This is a genomic window from Sulfurimonas sp. (assembly GCF_028714975.1).
Lineage (GTDB): Bacteria > Campylobacterota > Campylobacteria > Campylobacterales > Sulfurimonadaceae > Sulfurimonas.
The window spans coordinates 1-19847 of the sequence record NZ_JAQTLH010000006.1 but is presented as its reverse complement, the minus strand read 5'-3'; the positions used below and the strand labels follow the sequence as shown (position 1 = coordinate 19847).

Below are 19847 nucleotides of genomic sequence, written 5' to 3'. Positions count from 1 at the left end.
TCCTTCATATTTTAATTGAAAATTATAACTAAAATATAATTATACTTTGTCAATATATATAGCCCTAGCTTTTGGGTATGCTTGTTCTAGTGCGTAACATCACTTATGAAGAGCAAGCTCTTTAGCAAGATACTCACCGGTGTAAGAGCCTGTTTTTTTATAGCCTTCTGCCACCTCTTCGGGAGTTCCCTCGGCGATAATCAGGCCGCCGCCGCTTCCGCCCTCTGGTCCCATGTCGATAATATAATCTGCATTTTTTATCATATCCAAATTGTGTTCGATTATCAGTACTGAGTTTCCAAGTTCTACAAACTTATGAAGCACGCCTGTTAGTCTATCAACATCGGCAAAATGAAGTCCCGTCGTCGGTTCATCCAAGACATAAAGCGTTTTACCCGTATCTTTGCGGCTAAGCTCCTTGCTTAGTTTTATTCTTTGAGCTTCACCGCCTGAGAGCGTCACCGCATTTTGACCAAGCGTAATGTAACCCAGACCGACATCGACTAGCGTAGATAATATTTGATATATTTTTGGAATCGCCTTAAAAAATTCAAAAGCCTCTTCTACGCTCATATTAAGCACATCGGAAATAGTTTTGCCCTTATACAAAACTTCTAATGTCTGCTGATTGTACCTCGTGCCGTGACAGGTATCGCATTTAACCATAATGTCGGGCAAAAAGTGCATCTCTATCTTGTTTTCGCCCTCGCCTTGACACTTCTCGCATCTTCCGCCTTTGACATTAAAACTAAATCTTGAGCTTGTATAGCCTCTTATTTGAGCCTCTTTTGTTTGTGCAAAAAGGTTTCTTATCTCATCCATCACGCCCGTATAAGTTGCGGGATTTGACCTTGGAGTTCGTCCGATAGGACTTTGGTCAAGATAGATAACTTTATCGACATGTTCAAGACCCGTTATCTCTACACCTGCAACTTTATTTACTTTTCTAGCGTGGTTTAACAACTCTCTAGCAGTCGGAAGAAGTGTTTGAAGCATTAACGAACTCTTTCCGCTTCCGCTCACACCTGTAATACAGACAAAGTTATTTAACGGAATTTTTGCGCTTAAATTATTGATATTATTTAATGTAACATTTTTTATCTCTATATATTTATCTTGCGCTCTTCTATAAAAGTACTCTATCTTTTTTCTGCCGTAGAGATAGTCGGCAGTGAGTGTTTTGGCTTTTTTTAGCTTATCCAGCGTTCCTGCAAAAACAACCTCTCCGCCAAACTTCCCTGCCCCGCTTCCTATATCTACTATAAAATCAGCATTCTCAATAGTCTCTTTGTCATGTTCGACAACTATAACGCTGTTTCCCTTCTCCTGCAAACTTCTAAGCGTACGGATAAGTTTAAGAGTGTCTCTCTCGTGAAGTCCGATACTCGGCTCATCCAGCACATATAAAACACCCGTCAAACCGCTTCCTATTTGCGAAGCAATGCGGATTCTCTGTGCTTCTCCACCGCTGATAGTCCTTGCATCGCGACCGAGTGTAATATAGCCGAGTCCTACATCAAACAAGAAGTAGAGTCTTTCTCTGATTTCATTTAAAATAGGCGCTGATATCTGAGTACTTTGATCGCTTAAATGAGAAAAATGTTCTGTTTTTTTGAACCACTCATAGCTTTTAGAAATCGGCATATCCAAAATATCTGCTATCCCATTGCCTGCAACTCTTACCGCAAGCGATTCTCTTTTTAGTCTATGCCCCGTACAAACATTGCAAACCTTTTCACTCATATAATCAGCTAGTTCTTTCTCATCTTTGAACATATCGTATGCTATTTTTATGATTCCCGGCCACACTCTTTTTACTTCATGGCTTTTCCATAAAAAGCTCACCTCATCAATTCCGCCGTGTAAAATAGCCTTTTTTTGGTACTCCTTAAGTTCGGCATACGGGATTTTCATATCGATACCGTTTGCAGTACAAAACCCTTTTAAAAATGTAAAATAGTACCCTTTGTTAAAACCGTAAATTATCTTTACGGCACCGCTTTCTATGCTTAAGTCCCTATCTATTATCTTGTCATGGTCAAGTGCATAGCGAATCCCAAGACCGTCACACTCCTTACATGCGCCTTTTGGCGAGTTAAATGAAAAAGAGAGAGGCTCAAGCGGGTCAAAACTTATCTTGCAGTCAAAACAGGCATTGTGCTCGCTATAATAAAAACTTGACTCTTTTAAACCCAGCTCTTCATGGTTTAATATCTCCACTTCAAGCTCGCCGTAGCTCTCTTTAAGAGCTTTTTCAACATCCGCAGCTATCCGCTCTTTATTCTCCTGCTTAAGAGCAACTCTGTCAATTACTACTTTTATAGTGTGTTTCTTAGTTTTAGAGAGTTCTACCTCTTCGTCAAGCCGCACCATTACGCCGTCTATCATAGCCCTTACATAACCTTTATGAACCAATGATTCAAGCACATCGTTAAAACTACCCTTCTTCTCTCTTACAAGCGGTGCCAAAATAACAAGCTTCGCATCTTCTGGGAGTTTTGCAACTTGAGCGATAATATCCGACGCACTCATTTGCGATATCACTTTGTTGCAGTTATGACAATGCTGAACTCCTACGCGGGCGTAAAGAAGTCTTAGGTAGTCATATATCTCCGTGATTGTTCCGACGGTTGAGCGAGGATTTTTAGAGGTTGTTTTTTGGTCAATAGCAATAGCTGGAGTAAGTCCTTCTATCTTATCTACATCAGGCTTGCCTACACGGTCAAGAAACTGTCTTGCATAAGAAGACAATGACTCCATATATCGTCTCTGCCCCTCCGCATAAAGCGTGTCAAATGCCAAAGTCGATTTCCCGCTTCCGCTAAGACCCGTAAAAACAACTAGCTGATTTTTTGGAATCTCAAGCGATATATTTTTTAAATTATTCTCTCTCGCACCCGTTATTTTGATGACATCTCTATTTTTCATTTATAAATAATTCCCTCTAAAAAAATATTCTTTTTGTTAAATATATTACTATTAAAAGGTAAAAACCTACTAATAATTTTTTTTGCAGTGCCGTATCGACTCTATCTTTAAGATGTATTCCGACATAAACACCGATAAGCGAAGCCAAACCTATAACCGCTCCGCTGTAAAAATCTATCTCTCTGCTTAGATAGTGAGAAATAAGTCCTGAAATAGATGAAAAAACTACAAAAAATAGACCGGCAGAGATGGCTTTTTTAAGATCTACATGTAAAAATCCGACAAGTATCGGAACTAAAAGTATGCTTCCCCCGACACCGATTATCATACCCAAGACACCCAATATAAGACCTATAAAAAATAGAATGGCTCTATTTACTTTTTTTTGTGCAACACCCTGCTTTGTTTTAAAAAAAAGCCTTATAAGTGCAAACATTGCAAAAGATAAAAATATAACCTCTAGCATTTTATCATCAATGTTTGATACGATAAACCCGCTAGATAGCGCACCGATAAAACCGCCTGAGCCAATAACTAAACCCATCGGAACATCTAATGTTTTATTTTTTCTATTTAAATAACTGCCGTACACGGAACTAAAAACCATCTGCACTACCGAAACACCGATAGCATCTTTAATCTGATAACCAAGGAATAGAAGAGAAGGAACAAGTATTGTCCCGCCTCCGATACCGAAAAATCCTGATAAAAGACCGATACCCATACCTAAAAACACTAATTCAATCATCTATTAAAACTTTTTTTTCGAATTATATCATTCTTTCTAGGGTTTAATTTTACTTTGAGATTCATTGAAGTATAATCGCTTACACTAGGGGTTATAAAGAATGTTAAACACAATTGTAGAAGCTTCACAAAATTTTTGTATTCACCAAATCAGAGCGCCACATGAAATACATGATGATGTGACTCAAATGAGAACAGTTATTGCTTATATAGATATAGAAACTATAAGCTTTAAAAAATACAGGGTTTATATCGGAGCATCTTTAGGTTTTGCACAAAGAATCTCTACGCTTCTTCTAGAAGAAGATGAAAGTGATGAAGAGACTTTGATTGATATGATACTTGAAACCACAAATCTAATAGTCGGAAGCGCTAAAGTTTTAGCACTTGAGACGGGCGAACATAGTTATACTATGTCAACTCCTCATTTTGAGAAGATAGATAGTTTTGATCTTGATTACGACACGGCAAAAGTTTTAAAAGTTGAAGATGATGAGATGATTATTGCTATCAAGGAACTATAGTTGAGAAACAAAAAGTACAATTACGGAGCCAAAGAATTCATATTTAATCCCCAAGAAGAACTTTCATGGATGGATTATTCCGGATTATTGGATATGGAAGTTGAATTCGTATCTGATCTGGGTGAAACCGAACTCTCTATCGGAGATATTTTAAAACTCACAAAAGGTTCCATCATAGATCTTAAAAAACCGGCGGGAGAGAGTGTCGAATCTTATGTGAACGGTCGTATCCTTGGCAAAGGTGAAGTTATGGTATATGAAAAAAATCTAGCAATTCGTATTAATGAAATTTTGGATTCAAGTGCGGTTTTATACCATCTCGCAAAAGAGAGACTATGATTAAATTACTGCTTATTTTTATAATCCCGTTTTCTCTCTACGCTTCAAAAATACTTAGTTATAATATTTACGACAGAACCGACAGAGTTGATGTTATGATTACATTTGATACTCCATATGACGGAGTCATAAAACAAAAAACAAATGATTCTGCTATCTCCATCAAACTTCAAGATACTTCAATAGAATCCTCAAAAATCAAGCAGCTCTCATCTAAATATATAAAATCTATAACAATTTCACCGATGCAGGGTTATACTGAAATAGTTGCAGAGGTACCTCCGTCCGTTACCCTGCAAGCTTCAAAAACATCTGATGCTTACGGATTAAGACTCAGATTTTCAACGGCGGTGGCAGCGCCAGCACCGGCAAGCACAAATATTCAGGAGTCAAAAGAAGCGCAAGCCCAGTTTTTAAGCTCTCTTCCTACAAAAAAAGATGATGAGATGTCCACAAGTTATTACATTGTCGTAACTATACTTATCTTGGGGATAATAGTCCTCTTCTACGTAAAAAAGAGAGTCTCAACGACACAAAACAGCAAGCAAGAGATGCCGTCTTGGCTGTTTAAAGAGAACAAAGAGCCTCTAAAAGATGTCATAGAATCAGCTAATGATTCAAACGGTGTAAGTATAAGATTTCAAAAAACACTCAACAATGAAAACAGTGTTGTTATGCTTGATTTTGCAAATCAAAGCTATCTTGTTCTGATGGGGAAAAGCAACATAATGCTTGATAAATTTACCGGAAATAAACCTGTTACGGAAGATGATTTTAACTCCATCTTACAAAGTAGACATAAAGAGCTTGAAAAATTTTTAAATAACGACAGTACTCCTAAAGAGCCGCTGCAGACATACAAAGAAAAAGCAGCCTCTATACTATATGAAGTTTAATTCTCTTGTAAGGTTCTATCTTCTAAAAGTTTTTTGATTGTATTTAAGTTTGATGTACTCAGTTTATACCCTTCATCCATCATTTTACTTATATGATAAACTTCAGTTATTGTAATACCGTACGGATCTTTCTTCTCTTTAACGATTTTTCCGTTATCGTCATAAGAGTATAGATAAAGATTTTTACGCGCCTGTTGAATATAGTAAGTTACTACTATCTCCCCCGAATGTTTCTTCTCGATTGCCACTATAACCCTATGATCATCTCTATAATTGCTATCAAGACCCAATTCGTCTCTTAGTTCAACCGCATCTATATAACCGATATAAAATTTATTATAAAGATCATGATATCTTTGAACTTTCTCACTCATTAAAAAATTCATATCTAAAATATATTTTTTATGACTTCTTATAGTTTTTGTTATCCATGAAATTGTATTGTAGTATCTAAAAGGAAAAAGTTTTAAAGAGTGCGCCTCTATCATTTTTGGAGATTTTGGTCTCTTTTTCGGCAATAGTTTCTTAGAATCGGTATCGACGATATAATCAAGCACACCTTTAGCCGAAAACTCTTCCGTATACCAAACACTGCAATAAGGCGGAAACTGTCTAGCCCCCGTAGCACCCTCGTTTAAAATGATTAAAGATTTTATCTCATAATTTGGAAATATAATCTCTAAAAGGGCTTTTTTCTTTCTAAGTCTTTTTCTAAGTTTTAAAACTGATTTTACTAAAGTCATCTCTACAAAATACAGCTCTTTATCTTTTGTGATAAACATAGCGTCAAATTCACTAATTTCTCTATTTTTAGTTCTATAAACTATCTGCTGTTTTTCACTTATAGAGAGAGTGTTTGCGTGAGCCTTAATCCTGTCTTGATGAAAACCCTTTAGCACAAATTTTTCTATATCTTCATTTTGAGCCGCATATATTAAAAGTTTCTCATAAACAAAATTCTCAAACACCTCTCCTTCAAAAGAACGGTAAGAGCTTAAGTAGTGCGGGTCATCCTCACTGATACCTTTTCTAATTAAATTTAAAAGGTGTTTAACATTATAGTCGTAATGTAGTAGATTATCTCCTATATCACTCTCGTCTAATGTTTTTATCGATTTGCTGATTTTTAACAAATTATCTCACTATTACTAAAAAAATCATCTATCAGGGCGCGATACTCTTGTACATCCACTATACGGTTTACACCGTCTCTAAGAGACGAAGCACCTCTATAACCTTTAGAGTATGTGTGCGTATGTTTTCTAAACATAGCCACCCCATGCGAGCCGTGAAACTCGATCATCTTATCAAAATGCTCCATGATTATAGCATGCTTAATGTTTTTGTCAATATCTTTGGTTCCGGTTTTGAGCTGATGAAATATCCAAGGAGCGCCTATTGCACCTCTTCCTATCATAACGCCGTCGGCACCCGTATGTTCTAATACCCACTTTGCTTTTTCATAAGAGTCTATGTCACCGTTTGCAATTACGGGAATTTTAACAGCCTCTTTTATCTCTTTGATTGCATCATAATCGACGGCTGATTTAAACTTTCCTGCGCGAGTTCTGCCATGAACGGCTAAAAAATCAGCTCCGCTGTCTTCAACCATTTTTGCTATTTCTATGTGATTTTTTTTCTCAAAACCGAGTCTTATTTTTACGCTTGTAAGACTTTTATTGGAAGTTTTTTTAATGGTTTTTATAATATCACCCATTAAAGGCAGATTTAAAAGCAGTGAACTTCCGCTTCCGTGACCTACTATTTTAGGTACCGGACAGCCGCAATTTAGATCAATTATATCTATGCCGTCTTGTTCATTTAAAATCTCAACCGCTCGTTTTACTACATCTACATCCGCTCCTGCAATTTGAACGGAGTATGGGTCTTCGTTAGGACTTTTTTCTATCATATGAAGTGTTTTTGCCGAACCGTAAGCCAGAGCATTTGAACTAAGCATTTCGCTCACCGTCAAATCTGCTCCAAATTTTTTAACGACACTTCTAAAAGGTAAATCCGTATATCCGGCAAGAGGAGCTAAAACATATACGGGTTTATCAAAAGATAGATTTTTAATCATTTATATACAAACTATATAAAAAGATTGATATTAAAGTGTTTTCCACACTCTTTTAATGAAACATATGCTTTAAAACGCATATACTCATTGGGTTGCGAAATATCTAATATCTCTTTTGCAGGTGCTATCATCTCCAAATCAAAAAGAGTAAATAGGTAAGCTTCCATTGCAACATCGCTATCGTTGCTTAACATCTCAAATAGCTTCATTCTCTGTTCAGGAAGCATCGCGTAAGACAATCGTTTAGATGCTTGCATATAATCCTCCGAACTTAAATTTAAATCTTTGAAAAACGGCATAAGCGAATCATTAGGTATAACCAAAGTATCGGTATCGGCATTGATTCTTGATAAAATTTCAAAAAGTGACTCTTTAGTCATATTGCTCTTATACTTTTCAATAGCTTGGAGCTGCGCATTTTTAACAAAATCGACATAAACTTCCTTGCGTAAGCTAATATCGTATCTATCTTTAGCGTTTAATATATCTTCGGCACTAATATCGCCTTTTTTATATCTATTTCTCTCATTTTGTATAACAAATGCATTTGACGATGACAATGAGTATTTTCTTAAATCGGCAACACCGCCGTTTCTAATATTGTTAATACTATTTAGAACTTCATTCAATTTTTTGTTATCGCTGTTTACGTCAAACTCTTCAACCGGAAAAATCGTCGCATTGTTTACCAATGTACCTATAAGTTTATACTTATCCGTTTTAAAAGTAGTAGAACGATTCTCTTTTCCAAGAAAAGCGTCTATAATTGCATCGATTATTTTTTCATGATCTTTTTCATATTTGCGACGTTTTAAGCTGCCTAGAAGTGAGTAAAACGACATATGTCCGACACTTGCTATATATAAAATCACAAGAGGCACGATGACCCACATAGCTATCGACAGTGAGGGCAGTGTCATTCCGAAAAAATTGATACTCATACTTTCTTGTGTTATAAAAGCAAAAACATACCATCCGACTAAAACGATTAATATAAATGCCGCTATCGTGTATTTTTTTATATGCATCACATACTCCTTATCTATTTTTTTCTACAATCTCTCTACAATCAATACAATATATCGCATGAGGTTTAACTTTTAGTCTTTGAAAACCTATAGGGTCTTCACACATTTCACAAATTCCATAATCTCCTGTTACAATCTTTCCAAGTGTTACATTAATTTCTCTTAACTCTTTTTCTTGCTGTTGAACTATCGCACTCTCTACCATTGAGCTATTATCTACAGACGCATAATCACCTTCATCGTTTAGTTCTAGCGAACTTAACTGATCCAACTCGGCATTAACACCCTTAATATTTTTAATAATTTGCTCTTTTCTACCCTCAAGAATCTCTTTAAAATATTTTAACTCGCTGTCTTGCACTTATATTCCTTATTTGTGATATGGATGGTTACTTAAAATAGAAAAACCTCTATAAATTTGCTCAAGCAAAACGGCTTTTGCAATTTTATGACTCATTGTAATATTTCCTAAACTTATGACTGCACTACTTTTTTTTAAAAAATCATCTTCAAAGCCGTAAGCCCCGCCTATGAAAAATTTAATCGCAATCTTACCATCTAATAGCTTACTAAATTCATAACTATCAATTATTTTTCCATCAGGGTGCAGTATTACGCTAAAACCGTTTGATATGTAGGGTTCTAAGATTTTTGTATATGCCGCCTTTGAGGCTTCAGGCGAGATAGTGTGTGCTTTTGTTACATCTTTGTTAAAAAGTTCAATATCTTGCACTTTTGCAAAGCGCGAAATCATCTTTTGCAGCTCTTTATAAAGAGGGTCATAAGTTGAGCGCTCTTTTTTTGCTATTGAAATTATATCTATATTCACCGAATCAGTCCGCTTCCCATAACATGATAAGTTACATAAGCAAACTTGTCGCTCTCTTGTACGCCGCCTATTGCAGCAACTAAGTGTTTGGAGAGAGAAGCAATTTCATCAAGTTTTTCTCCAAGAACGGTTGACACATCGCTCTTTGTGTCTGTATTTCTGTATGCACCTAAGCCAATGTAGTTTAAATCCATTTCGTTAGCCTGCAATACTTCTTCTTTATTGTGCGTGGATATGCCTAAAATCTTATCTTTTTTTATAACGCTTCTAAGGATTTTTACGGCTGTAAATATATCTTTATCAATTGCTCTGAGGTCTTCTTGCCCGACATGAACGCCGTCACAAAACTCTATAAGTTCATATGCATCGTTAACTATTAAAAAACCGTCATACATTTTTCTGATTTTTATAAGCTGCTGTTTTATAAACGCCACATCCGAGTTTTTATTGCGGTACTGAATTATCTCGGCATTTTTTTCTTTTGCAATACCGATAAAATCTTCTAACGAGAGACCTTTTTTGTCTAAAAGGTCTTGATCACAAAGCGCATAAAGCCGCATTATGCAACTTTAAGAAGTGTTAATAGATCTGAGAGTGTCTTTTTAAGGTTGTTTCTATTTACGACCATATCGATAGAGCCTTTTTCAAGTAAAAATTCTGCTCTTTGAAATCCATCAGGAAGAGCCGAACCTATCGTTTGCTCGATTACCCTCTGCCCTGCAAAACCGACTAACGCACCCGGCTCGGCTATAATAATATCTCCAAGCGTTGCAAACGAAGCACTTACTCCGCCCATTGTCGGATCCGTTAAAACTGAAATATACGGAAGATTGTGGCTAGAGAGTTTTGCCAAAGCTGCAGAAGTTTTGCTCATTTGAAGCAGTGAAAAAGTGCTCTCCTGCATTCTAGCCCCGCCGCTTGCACTAAGAATTATCAGACCCTGTTTTTTCTCTATCGCACGATTTACGGCACGGACAATTTTTTCACCCTCAACGGAGCCAAGAGAGCCGCCCATAAAAGCAAAATCAAATATAACCAATTGAGCATCAACGCCGTTCATTTTGCACTCACCGCTCACAACGGATGAGCTCTTGCCTGTTTTTACTTTTGCCTCTTCAAGTCTCTGTTTATATGATATTTTATCTACAAACTTAAGTGGATCTATAGGCTTTAAATTATCGTCATATTCTACAAAAGTACCCTCATCTGCTAAGAGTTCGATTCTCTCTTTTACGCCTATTCTGATATGATAACCGCACTTAGGGCAGACATGTTTTTGATTTTCAACCTCTTTATAGTACATCAAAGATTGGCAAGATTTACACTTCACCCAATGAGACGGAGCTTCACTTTTAACCGGTTGTTTCGTATCTGTATTTCTAGAAAAAATGCTAAGCAGGTTCAAAAAGTATCCTTTTTTATATAATGGCACAATTATATCAAATTTATACTTCAATTGAAAAATTCTCATAAAAATCATAATTTATTATGGCTATTATTTCAGTTCTAGTTGGCGGTTATAATTGGTTTGATTGTATTGTGAGGTGGAAGGTGGGACAGGGTCAGCCTTTAACAAAAGGATGTAACAATGCAATTAGCCCTTGTAATTGTTATAATCTTGATGCTTTTAGCAGAAAGATTGTATTAAAAGCTTATAGAGAGCCCCCGCTCTCTATTTGTCCCAACTAGCAGAATTATATCATATTTATAAATAACTGCAAGTAAATATAAAAAAGTGTCATAAAGACTACTTAAGTAAAGATTTAACGATGCTTCTTGCTGCTTCACGACCGTCATATGCGGCACTTACAACCAAGTCGGCTCCTCTGTAACAGTCACCGCCTGCATAAACTCCCGCAGTCGTTGTTTCATGCGTATCTTCATTAATGATAATCCCGCCCCACTTATTTGTTTCAATCCCGTTTTCTGCCAAGAACGACGGAACTTCAGGGTCAAAGCCTAACGACATAATAACTACATCTGCGCTGACTCTAAATTCACTTCCTTTTATCTCTTCCATTTTTTGACGACCGCTCTCATCTTTTGCGCCAAGAGTTGTTTTTATAACTTCAACGGCAATAGCCACTCCGTTTTCGTTTAAAATAATCTCTTTTGGAGAGACAAAAAATGTAAAATCCACGCCCTCTTCCATAGCATTTTTATACTCTTTTTGGCTTCCGGGCATATTATGCGCATCACGGCGGTATAGACACATTACACTCTTTGCGCCATCTCTTTTTGCAGTTCTAAGACAATCCATAGCAGTATCGCCGCCGCCGATTACAACTACATCTTTATCTTTAAAATCAAACTTTTTATCATAAGAGAGTTTGAAATTTTTTCTTTGTATTGCAGTTAAGTAATCCATCGCTTTATAAACATTGCTTGCTTTTTCACCGTTTATAGAAGCGATTTTAGCTTTTGTTGCACCGACACCGATAAACATTGCATCATGCTTAGAAGCTATCTCTTCAAACGAGATATCGCGACCTACTTCACAGTTAAGCACAAGTTCCATTCCTGCTTCGATAAGAAACTTTATACGACGCTCTATAATCTTTTTGTCAAGTTTAAAGTTTGGGATTCCATAAGTCAGAAGTCCACCTGCTCTGTCACTTCTCTCATACATAGTAACGGCGATTCCCGAGCGTAAAAGATATGTCGCAGCAGAGAGTCCCGCCGGACCGCTTCCTATAATTGCCACTCTTTTATCCGTTGTAATCCCGGGAAAATCAGGTTTATATCCCGCTTTAAATCCCTCTTCCGTAATGTATGTCTCAACAGAGCCGATTGTTATAGCGCCGTGACCGTCATTTAGCGTACAATCACCCTCGCAAAGTCTGTCATGCGGACAAACTCTCCCCATAACTTCGGGAAACGGTGACGGCTCATTTGAGAGTTTAAACGCAAACTCCAAATCTTTTTCACTTACGGCTTTTAGCCATTGCGGAACATAGTTATGCAGCGGACATTTGTTTAGACAAAACGGGTCTCCGCACTGGATACATCTCTCACTTTGAGTTGCCGCTTCACTCTTGTCAAAAACTTCATAAATCTCGCCAAAATCTTTTGTTCTCTCAACGACTAATCTTTTTCTAGCTTCTACTCTATCGATTGTTAAATATTCTCTCATGATTAATCTCCGATCTCTAAATTAATAGGAAGTTTTGTTAAATTTTTAGGTTTTACAAGCCAAAAATTTCTCACTTCTACCCTGAAGTTTTCTAAAAGAGCCTTTGCTTTTTTGCTCTGTGTCTCAACGACATAACTTTTTAGAAGTTTTTTAAGATAATGTCTTGCTTCATCTGCTTCGTCCGTATCGATTCTGACAAGTTCCACCAATTCACGATTAGCATTTTCCATAAATTTATGCTCTTCATCATACACAAAGCTGATTCCGCCCGTCATACCCGCTCCGAAGTTGATTCCTGTCTTGCCTAAAATCACGACTACTCCGCCTGTCATATATTCACAAGCATTATCGCCTGTTCCTTCAACGATAGCAAGCGCTCCCGAGTTACGAACGGCAAATCTCTCGCCCACGCTTCCTGAGATATAGAGTTTTCCGCCCGTCGCACCGTAAAGACATGTATTTCCGCCCGCAGCAAACTCTTGACCCTCATTTTTAGAAGTAACAATTATTTTACCGCCGTGCATACCTTTACCGATATAGTCGTTTGCAACACCGTCTAAGTAAATTGAAACACCCGGTATCAAAAATGCACCCAGTGCTTGTCCCGAAATACCTGTTAAATTAATTCTGATAGTATCCGGATTTAAACCTTTATTGCCGTAATATTCAGCGATTTCACCGCTAATGAGTGCTCCGAAACTTCTATTTACATTTGTAATTTCTCTGCTGATTCTTACCGGATGTTCAGGATTTTTAATCGTTCCCATAGCCTCTTTTAAAACATCTTTTTCAAAAGCATTATCATCAAACGGATGATTGAATTTTTGCTGACAACTGTTTACACCATCTTCTTGATGTAAAACAGCACTAAAGTCAAACTTCTGAGCAAACTCGTCATCCACAACTTTTAGAAGATCGCTTCTTCCTATCATCTCTTCCATTGTCTTAAAACCAAGCTGTGCCATGATAGAGCGAACATCTTCTGCTAAAAGCGTAAAGTAATTTACAAGCTGATGAACATGCCCTTTGAAAAACTCTTGTCGAAGCTTCTCGTTTTGCGTAGCAATTCCCACACTACATTTATTTACATGACAAATTCTGAGCATTTTACAACCGACGATAGTTAAAACTCCCGTACCAAACGCGTAGCTCTCAGCCCCCAAAAGTGCCGCTTTTACAACATCAAGACCTGTTTTTAATCCGCCGTCTGCTTGAACTTCTACTAAACTTCTAAGGTTATTTGCTTTTAATGCATTATGCGCTTCGCTGAGCCCTAATTCCCAAGGATTTCCTGCAAACTTGATAGAAGTTAGCGGCGCAGCACCAGTTCCGCCGTCACCGCCTGAGATGATAATCTTGTCGGCATACGCTTTTGCGACACCGGCTGCAATTGTTCCTACACCGATTGTAGAAACCAGTTTAACCGCAACTCTTGCTTTTGGATTTACCTGTTTTACATCAAAAATCAACTGTGCCAAATCTTCAATCGAGTAGATATCGTGATGAGGAGGAGGCGAAATAAGCGTAACACCCGGAACCGTATAGCGAAGCTTTCCGATAAGCGGAGATACTTTATGACCCGGAAGCTGTCCGCCTTCACCCGGTTTTGCTCCTTGAGCAACTTTTATCTGAATCTCTTCGGCACTTCTTAGATAAGCCGGAGTAACTCCGAATCTTCCGCTTGCAACTTGCTTGATTTTTGAATTTCTATTTGTTCCAAATCTATCGCTGTCCTCTCCGCCTTCTCCGGAGTTTGACTGAGCACCTATCTGATTCATGGCAATTGCTATAGTCTCATGCGCTTCAGGAGAGATAGAACCAAGACTCATAGCAGCTGATGCAAATCTCTTAAATATTGTTTCTTTAGGCTCAACTTCTGAGATATCTATCGGCTTTCTATCAGATTCTATATCAAAGAAGTCACGAATAAATTTCAATCCTCTTTTGTTTACAAGGTCTCTTAATTTATCATAATCTTTCTTAGATCCGCTCTGGGCCATTGCATGGATAGCTTGAATAACGGCAGGACCGAAATCATGATGTTCTTGATTTGTATAGAACTTATAGTATCCGCCTATGTTAAGCGGAAAAATCTTATTAAATCCGTCGCTGTTAAACGCCTCTGCATGATACTTTGTAAGTCTATCGTCGATATCGCTATAAGTAAGTCCGCCCAGTGCAGAGTTTGACATCTCAAAACACTCTTCTACTATTTCACGGCTAAGCCCCATAACATCAAATAAGCCTGCATTTCTATAAGAGGCGATAGTTGAAATTCCCATTTTAGACATTATTTTTAAAATTCCCGCATTTAAGGCACTGTGAACCGCCTTTAAAGCAGTATGGCAATCCAGCGTAATTGCATTAGAACGCTTTGTATGTTCAATAACCGTCTCTGCTAAAAGTTTAGGATGTATTGCATTTGCACCGTACCCTATAAGCACCGCTGCACAATGTGGATCATACACTTCACCGCTCACTGCAATCATAGAAACAAGATGACGAACTTTTGCCTTTAAAAGTGCAATATTTAAACGACCGATTGCCATTGCCATAGGAATAATTTTATTACTTTTACTAAATTCGTAATCATCTAAAATTACAATTCTGGTTCCCTCATTTTTTACAGAATCAACAACACATTCAACCAAAGAGTCCAAAGCTTTTTTCAAATCTTTTTCATAAGCGGTAGAGAATGTTTTACTTTGATAAAAAGCTTGATAACTCGGTGTTTTTTTATCTCCAAACGATTTTAAAATATGTAATTTTTCACTTGTAATAATCGGTGAGATAGACTTTAAACGGTGTGCATGGAAAGGAACTTCATCTAAAATATTATGAACTTCTCCAAAGCCTGTATTTAAGCTCATTACCACTTTTTCTCTAATCGGGTCAATCGGAGGATTTGTTACTTGAGCAAATTTTTGCTTAAAGAAGTCTGTAAATGCTCTTTGTTTATTTGAAAATGCGGCAAGCGGAGTGTCATCACCCATAGAGCCTACAGCCTCTTTACCCTCTAAAATCATAGGTTCGATTACCTGTTCTATGACTTCATGCGTAATGTTAAAATATCTCTGTCTTGCGATTAGCTCCTCTTTGTCATACTCGGAGGTCGACATGTATTGATCCACTACATGCTCTTGCAGATAAATCATATGTTCATTAAGCCACTTCATATATGGATTTGAACTTTTTAAATAGTCGTTAATTTCACTATTTTTTAATATTTTACCAAATTTAAGGTCCAGTCCCAGCATCTCACCTGACTGCAGACGACCTCTCTCTTTGATATCCTCTTCAGCAATATCGACAACACCGTACTCGCTGGCAATCAGTAGAGTATCATCTTTTGTTATTATATATTTTGATGGACGAAGACCGTTTCTATCTAACACACAACCGACATATCTTCCGTCCGTTACGGAAAACGCCGCAGGACCGTCCCATGCTTCAAAAACAGTAGAGTGAAACTCATAAAATGCACGGAGTTCAGGATCCATATGCGGAGCGTTTTGCCAAGCTGCAGGAATAACTGCACGAACGGCTTTGAAAAAATCCATTCCATTGACTAAAAGAAACTCAAAAAAGTTATCTGCAGAGCCGCTGTCGGATAGTCTAGGCTGTAAAATCGGTAATATTCTTTGTATCTCTTCGTCTGTAAAAACTTCACTCTTAATTGATTCGGATTTTATCTCTACATTAAAACGATTCCCCTCAACAGAGTTGATTTCGCCGTTATGTGCTACAGCGCGAAACGGTTGTGCAAGTTTCCACTCAGGCAGAGTATTTGTTGAAAATCTTTGATGAAATAGTGAAAAAGAGATTTTAAAGTTTTCATCTTGCAGGTCTTTATAAAACTCTTTAATATGCGTAGGCATAACAAGACCTTTATATGAAAGAACTTTTGAGCTCATCGATGCTATATAAAAATCTCTATCATCTATAAGTTTGTGCTCACTCTCTTTTCTTGAAAGATATAAAAGCGCATCAAATCTATTTGTAGCCATAATAGAGTTTGGAGTAATAAAAAGTTGAATAATATTCGGCAGAGATGCTAAAGCTTGTTCTCCAAGTGCGTTTGTGTCAACCGGAACGACTCTGCGAAGAACAATTTTAAGGTCATTGGCTTCACAAATTTCTTCTACTACATCTAAATTTTTCAAATCTTTTGTAAAAACTGAAGCTATTGCAAACTGTTTTGGTAACTCGATACCTCTATTAGTCGCCTCCATACGAAGGAACTCTTCAGGCAGAGATAAAAGCAGACCGCTTCCGTCTCCGGTTTTACCGTCAGCTGCCACCGCACCGCGATGCATCATTCTTTCTAATGCAGTCACCGCATCATTTAAAACTTTATGTGATGCTCTGTTTTTAATATTTGCTACAAGACCAAAACCGCAATTATCTTTGAATGATCTTAATAAATCATGATGCTCAACCATATTAACTCCTAAATTTTACAATTTTTTGTAATATTATTACAAATTTAATCTCTTTTTAAAGAAACTTAGTCTATTTAGAGACAAGAGTTGCATTATACTGGTTAAAGGTTTAAAAAAATATAATATCAGGATAATTTTTAAATAAAAAACAAAATATGTGTACAAAAGAAGCGAATAATGCAGGGTTTTATTTTAAATCTCAACAGAGTTAAAGATGAAGATTTAATAGTGACAATTTTATCAAGAGATAACTTAGATACTCTTTATAGATTTTACGGTGCAAGACACGGAGTTATAAATCTCGGCTTTAAAATAGATTATGAGAAAGAAAGTTCTTTTAAATCCACAGTACATAGACTAAAAGATGTGATTCATATAGGATTTAAATGGATAAACGATTACAAACTTCTAAAACTCTGGCAAGACTTTAGCGCACTTTTTTACAAACACCTAAAAGATGCCGATGAAATTGATGAGTTCTACTTTGAACTCTTAGATAGTGCTTCGCAAAACTGGAACAAACAAAATCCAAAAAGAGTAGCGATAGAATCATATATAAAGATACTAGAACATGAGGGGAGATTACATAAAGAGTTTGAATGTTTTTTATGTTCTACTCCAATACATGATGAGGATATCTCTTTGCTTCGTGCATTTCTACCGACACACAAGAGCTGCTCACATACATTTAGCATTAAAAAAAGCGCTTTAATCGAACTTTTCAAAAACAAATCTACCCTATTTTTAAACGATGACGAGATAGACAGGCTTTGGTATATTTTACTTGAAGGATTGTAAAAAAATATACATATTGAAACATTCTTATGATAGAATTGAAAATAATTTTTCATGGATGGCACAATGTTAGTTTCAGTCAAATCTCGTATCGTTGTTACAATTTTATTTTTCGGCGCTCTTGCAGTCGGTTCGATGTATAGTTACATCTCTTATACATTCAATGACTTTTCAAACAAAACGGCGAAACACTCCCTTGAGATGTTAAGTCAATCTATATTTCAAACAGTTACTCAGAGCATGCTAACGGGAGATCCTGAAGTCGTTGCAAAAACATTAAATAAATCCAAAGACATTAAAGGGATTGAGTCTCTTGATGTTTCAAAATCTGAACTAGTGCTTGAAATTTACAAAAAAGACGGTGAAACATTTACAAATGATGCGATGATTAAAGAGGTATTTGCTAGCAAAAAGCCTAAAACGATTGAAAAAACAGGGAACAATCACCACTCCATTCAACTACTAAATCCGATGATAGCAGATGCTAGTTGTATCTCATGTCACTCCAACGCAAAAGATGGAGATATACTTGGAGTTATGAATCTTGTAATCTCTCTTGATGCAAACGACGGAGAAATCAATAATACAAAAATGATTTTACTAATCACGCTTATTATAGTATTTGTTGCATTTGCGATTATAATCAGTCTCTTCTTCGGCAAAGAAGTTATCGCTCCGCTAGATGAACTTCGCTCTCGTATTCGCGCTCTAGTTGACGGAGATAAAGATTTAACCAAAAGAATTGAAGTTTTACGAGAAAATGAGTTTGCAAAATCTGCTTATGCGGTAAATGATTTTGTAAGTTCCATACAAAACACAATCAATGATGTCAAATCACTAGGAAGCCAAAATGTCTCTATCGCTAACATGATAACGGAGTCTTCTTACTCAATTCACAACAGTATCGAAGAAGAGAGTGCTATCGTTTTAGACACTACATATAAAAGTAAATCCATAAAAGAGATTCTTGATAAATCAATAGCAATGGCAAGAGAGACGCAAGAAAAAGTTTCACAAGCAAATTTTAACCTTGAATCATCAAGAGAAGCACTGGATCAGTTAGTTGATGAAGTTGCCGTATTTATAGAAGTGGAAAATGAGCTCTCCGGTCAGTTGTCAAACTTAAAACAAGATGCCGATCAAGTTAAAAGCGTTCTGCTTGTTATAAAAGACATAGCCGAGCAGACAAACCTTTTAGCGCTTAATGCAGCGATTGAGGCTGCAAGAGCAGGTGAACACGGACGCGGTTTTGCCGTTGTTGCCGACGAAGTGAGAAAACTAGCAGAACGCACACAAAAATCTCTTACGGAGATTGAGATCAGCGTCAGCACAATTGTTCAATCTATTAACGATGTAAGCGATAAGATGAATGATAACGCAAGAGGTATGGAGAAATTAACAACCATCTCAAAAGATGTTGAAGAAAAAATCAACGACACATCATCACAGATGAGACACTCAATTGAAGTGGCAATTAAATCAGTTCAAGATTCGGAGACTATCGTAAAACACACTGACGAAATTATCAATAAAATCAACGAAATCAATCACCACTCAACCTCAAATAAAGAGAGAGTAATCAGCATTGAAAACGACTCAAAACGCCTACTTGAAGTAGCTCATCTGCTTGACTCTCGCATTAACGAGTTTAGAAGCTAAAAAGGTATTATCCTTTTTTAGCTACTAGAGATGCCACTTTTATCTTCTCACCTCTTAGATTTATATCGATTCTCTCTTCATAGTAGATTACATCAAGTCCGATAAAAGAGTGAAGAAGTTCATTTTTACGCAGAAGATAATCTAAGTTTGTAGTCGGAAGATTGAAATCCCCGTGTGCCACTATAAATGTTTCAAACATCAAAACTCCACCGCTACGAAGTGCGTCTTTCATCTGCGAAACCAAACGACGGTTTAGGTAGTTGACATTTACTATCAAATCATACTTATTTGGAGCCAGATTGTACTTATCCAAATCTGCATCTATTTTGGTAATCGTTGAGCCTTTTTTTACTTTACCAAGAGCATAGTCGGATATATCGACGGCATCTACAAAAATCCCAAATCAGCCAAAAAGTGCGTATTTCTACCCGTTCCGCAAGCCACATC

Annotated in this window: 17 protein-coding genes; 5 read left to right on the top strand and 12 right to left on the bottom strand. The window is 36.9% G+C overall.

Annotation, left to right across the window (positions count from 1 at the left end):
• Nucleotides 1-99: 99 nt before the first annotated feature.
• Together uvrA and PHQ93_RS06720 are read right to left on the bottom strand one after the other, a co-directional pair.
• Nucleotides 100-2928 (bottom strand): excinuclease ABC subunit UvrA, encoded by a 2829-nt coding sequence (uvrA, locus tag PHQ93_RS06725; protein WP_299942400.1) that lies wholly within the window; start codon nucleotides 2926-2928, stop codon nucleotides 100-102.
• Nucleotides 2929-2944: 16 nt separating this feature from the next.
• Complete coding sequence (locus PHQ93_RS06720) at nucleotides 2945-3676, bottom strand: sulfite exporter TauE/SafE family protein (protein ID WP_299942398.1); 732 nt, start codon at nucleotides 3674-3676, stop codon at nucleotides 2945-2947.
• A gap of 100 nt (nucleotides 3677-3776) precedes the next feature.
• Between PHQ93_RS06720 and PHQ93_RS06715 the strand changes: the two genes are divergently transcribed.
• Genes PHQ93_RS06715 through PHQ93_RS06705 form a run of 3 tightly spaced genes read left to right on the top strand, consistent with a single transcriptional unit; the run spans nucleotide 3777 to nucleotide 5434 of the window.
• Nucleotides 3777-4199, top strand: coding sequence for a chemotaxis protein CheX (locus tag PHQ93_RS06715; protein WP_299942396.1), 423 nt, complete (start codon nucleotides 3777-3779; stop codon nucleotides 4197-4199).
• Nucleotides 4200-4238: 39 nt separating this feature from the next.
• Complete coding sequence (gene fliN, locus PHQ93_RS06710) at nucleotides 4239-4538, top strand: flagellar motor switch protein FliN (protein ID WP_299915317.1); 300 nt, start codon at nucleotides 4239-4241, stop codon at nucleotides 4536-4538.
• On the top strand, nucleotides 4535-5434 hold the full coding sequence (locus PHQ93_RS06705; RefSeq protein WP_299942394.1) for a hypothetical protein: 900 nt from the start codon (nucleotides 4535-4537) through the stop codon (nucleotides 5432-5434). Before fliN ends, PHQ93_RS06705 begins: the two co-directional genes overlap by 4 nt.
• On the opposite strand, the gene PHQ93_RS06700 is transcribed toward PHQ93_RS06705, so the two are convergent.
• The 9 genes from PHQ93_RS06700 to gltB all read right to left on the bottom strand — a co-directional run bounded on the left by PHQ93_RS06700 (nucleotide 5431) and on the right by gltB (nucleotide 16946).
• On the bottom strand, nucleotides 5431-6567 hold the full coding sequence (locus PHQ93_RS06700) for a hypothetical protein (RefSeq protein WP_299942392.1): 1137 nt from the start codon (nucleotides 6565-6567) through the stop codon (nucleotides 5431-5433). The genes PHQ93_RS06705 and PHQ93_RS06700 overlap by 4 nt on opposite strands.
• Nucleotides 6561-7514: a tRNA dihydrouridine synthase DusB gene (dusB, locus tag PHQ93_RS06695; RefSeq protein ID WP_299942390.1), complete on the bottom strand. Its 954-nt coding sequence runs from the start codon at nucleotides 7512-7514 to the stop codon at nucleotides 6561-6563. Before dusB ends, PHQ93_RS06700 begins: the two co-directional genes overlap by 7 nt.
• Nucleotides 7515-7525: 11 nt before the next feature.
• Nucleotides 7526-8542 carry a hypothetical protein gene (locus tag PHQ93_RS06690; RefSeq protein ID WP_299942388.1) on the bottom strand — a complete coding sequence of 339 codons (1017 nt, stop codon included), beginning with the start codon at nucleotides 8540-8542 and terminating at the stop codon, nucleotides 7526-7528.
• A gap of 10 nt (nucleotides 8543-8552) precedes the next feature.
• Complete coding sequence (dksA, locus tag PHQ93_RS06685; protein ID WP_299942386.1) at nucleotides 8553-8903, bottom strand: RNA polymerase-binding protein DksA; 351 nt, start codon at nucleotides 8901-8903, stop codon at nucleotides 8553-8555.
• 9 nt (nucleotides 8904-8912) lie between these two features.
• Nucleotides 8913-9371 (bottom strand): 23S rRNA (pseudouridine(1915)-N(3))-methyltransferase RlmH, encoded by a 459-nt coding sequence (locus PHQ93_RS06680; protein WP_299942384.1) that lies wholly within the window; start codon nucleotides 9369-9371, stop codon nucleotides 8913-8915.
• Nucleotides 9368-9931: a thiamine phosphate synthase gene (locus tag PHQ93_RS06675; protein ID WP_299942383.1), complete on the bottom strand. Its 564-nt coding sequence runs from the start codon at nucleotides 9929-9931 to the stop codon at nucleotides 9368-9370. Before PHQ93_RS06675 ends, PHQ93_RS06680 begins: the two co-directional genes overlap by 4 nt.
• Nucleotides 9931-10776 carry an acetyl-CoA carboxylase, carboxyltransferase subunit beta gene (accD, locus tag PHQ93_RS06670; RefSeq protein WP_299942381.1) on the bottom strand — a complete coding sequence of 282 codons (846 nt, stop codon included), beginning with the start codon at nucleotides 10774-10776 and terminating at the stop codon, nucleotides 9931-9933. The genes PHQ93_RS06675 and accD overlap by 1 nt, the downstream gene beginning before the upstream one ends.
• Nucleotides 10777-11118: 342 nt before the next feature.
• Nucleotides 11119-12504, bottom strand: coding sequence for a glutamate synthase subunit beta (locus PHQ93_RS06665; protein WP_299942379.1), 1386 nt, complete (start codon nucleotides 12502-12504; stop codon nucleotides 11119-11121).
• Between the two features lie 2 nt (nucleotides 12505-12506).
• Entirely contained in the window at nucleotides 12507-16946 is a 4440-nt protein-coding gene (gene gltB / locus PHQ93_RS06660; RefSeq protein WP_299942377.1) for a glutamate synthase large subunit, read from the bottom strand.
• A 177-nt stretch (nucleotides 16947-17123) separates the two neighbouring features.
• Between gltB and recO the strand changes: the two genes are divergently transcribed.
• Together recO and PHQ93_RS06650 are read left to right on the top strand one after the other, a co-directional pair.
• Nucleotides 17124-17744, top strand: coding sequence for a recombination protein RecO (gene recO / locus PHQ93_RS06655; protein ID WP_299942375.1), 621 nt, complete (start codon nucleotides 17124-17126; stop codon nucleotides 17742-17744).
• A gap of 63 nt (nucleotides 17745-17807) precedes the next feature.
• A complete protein-coding gene (locus PHQ93_RS06650) occupies nucleotides 17808-19400 on the top strand; it encodes a methyl-accepting chemotaxis protein (RefSeq protein ID WP_299942373.1) in 1593 nt (530 codons plus the stop codon).
• A gap of 7 nt (nucleotides 19401-19407) precedes the next feature.
• On the opposite strand, the gene PHQ93_RS06645 is transcribed toward PHQ93_RS06650, so the two are convergent.
• Nucleotides 19408-19713, bottom strand: a complete 306-nt coding sequence (locus PHQ93_RS06645; protein ID WP_299942371.1) for a hypothetical protein — start codon at nucleotides 19711-19713, stop codon at nucleotides 19408-19410.
• Nucleotides 19714-19847 lie beyond the last annotated feature (134 nt).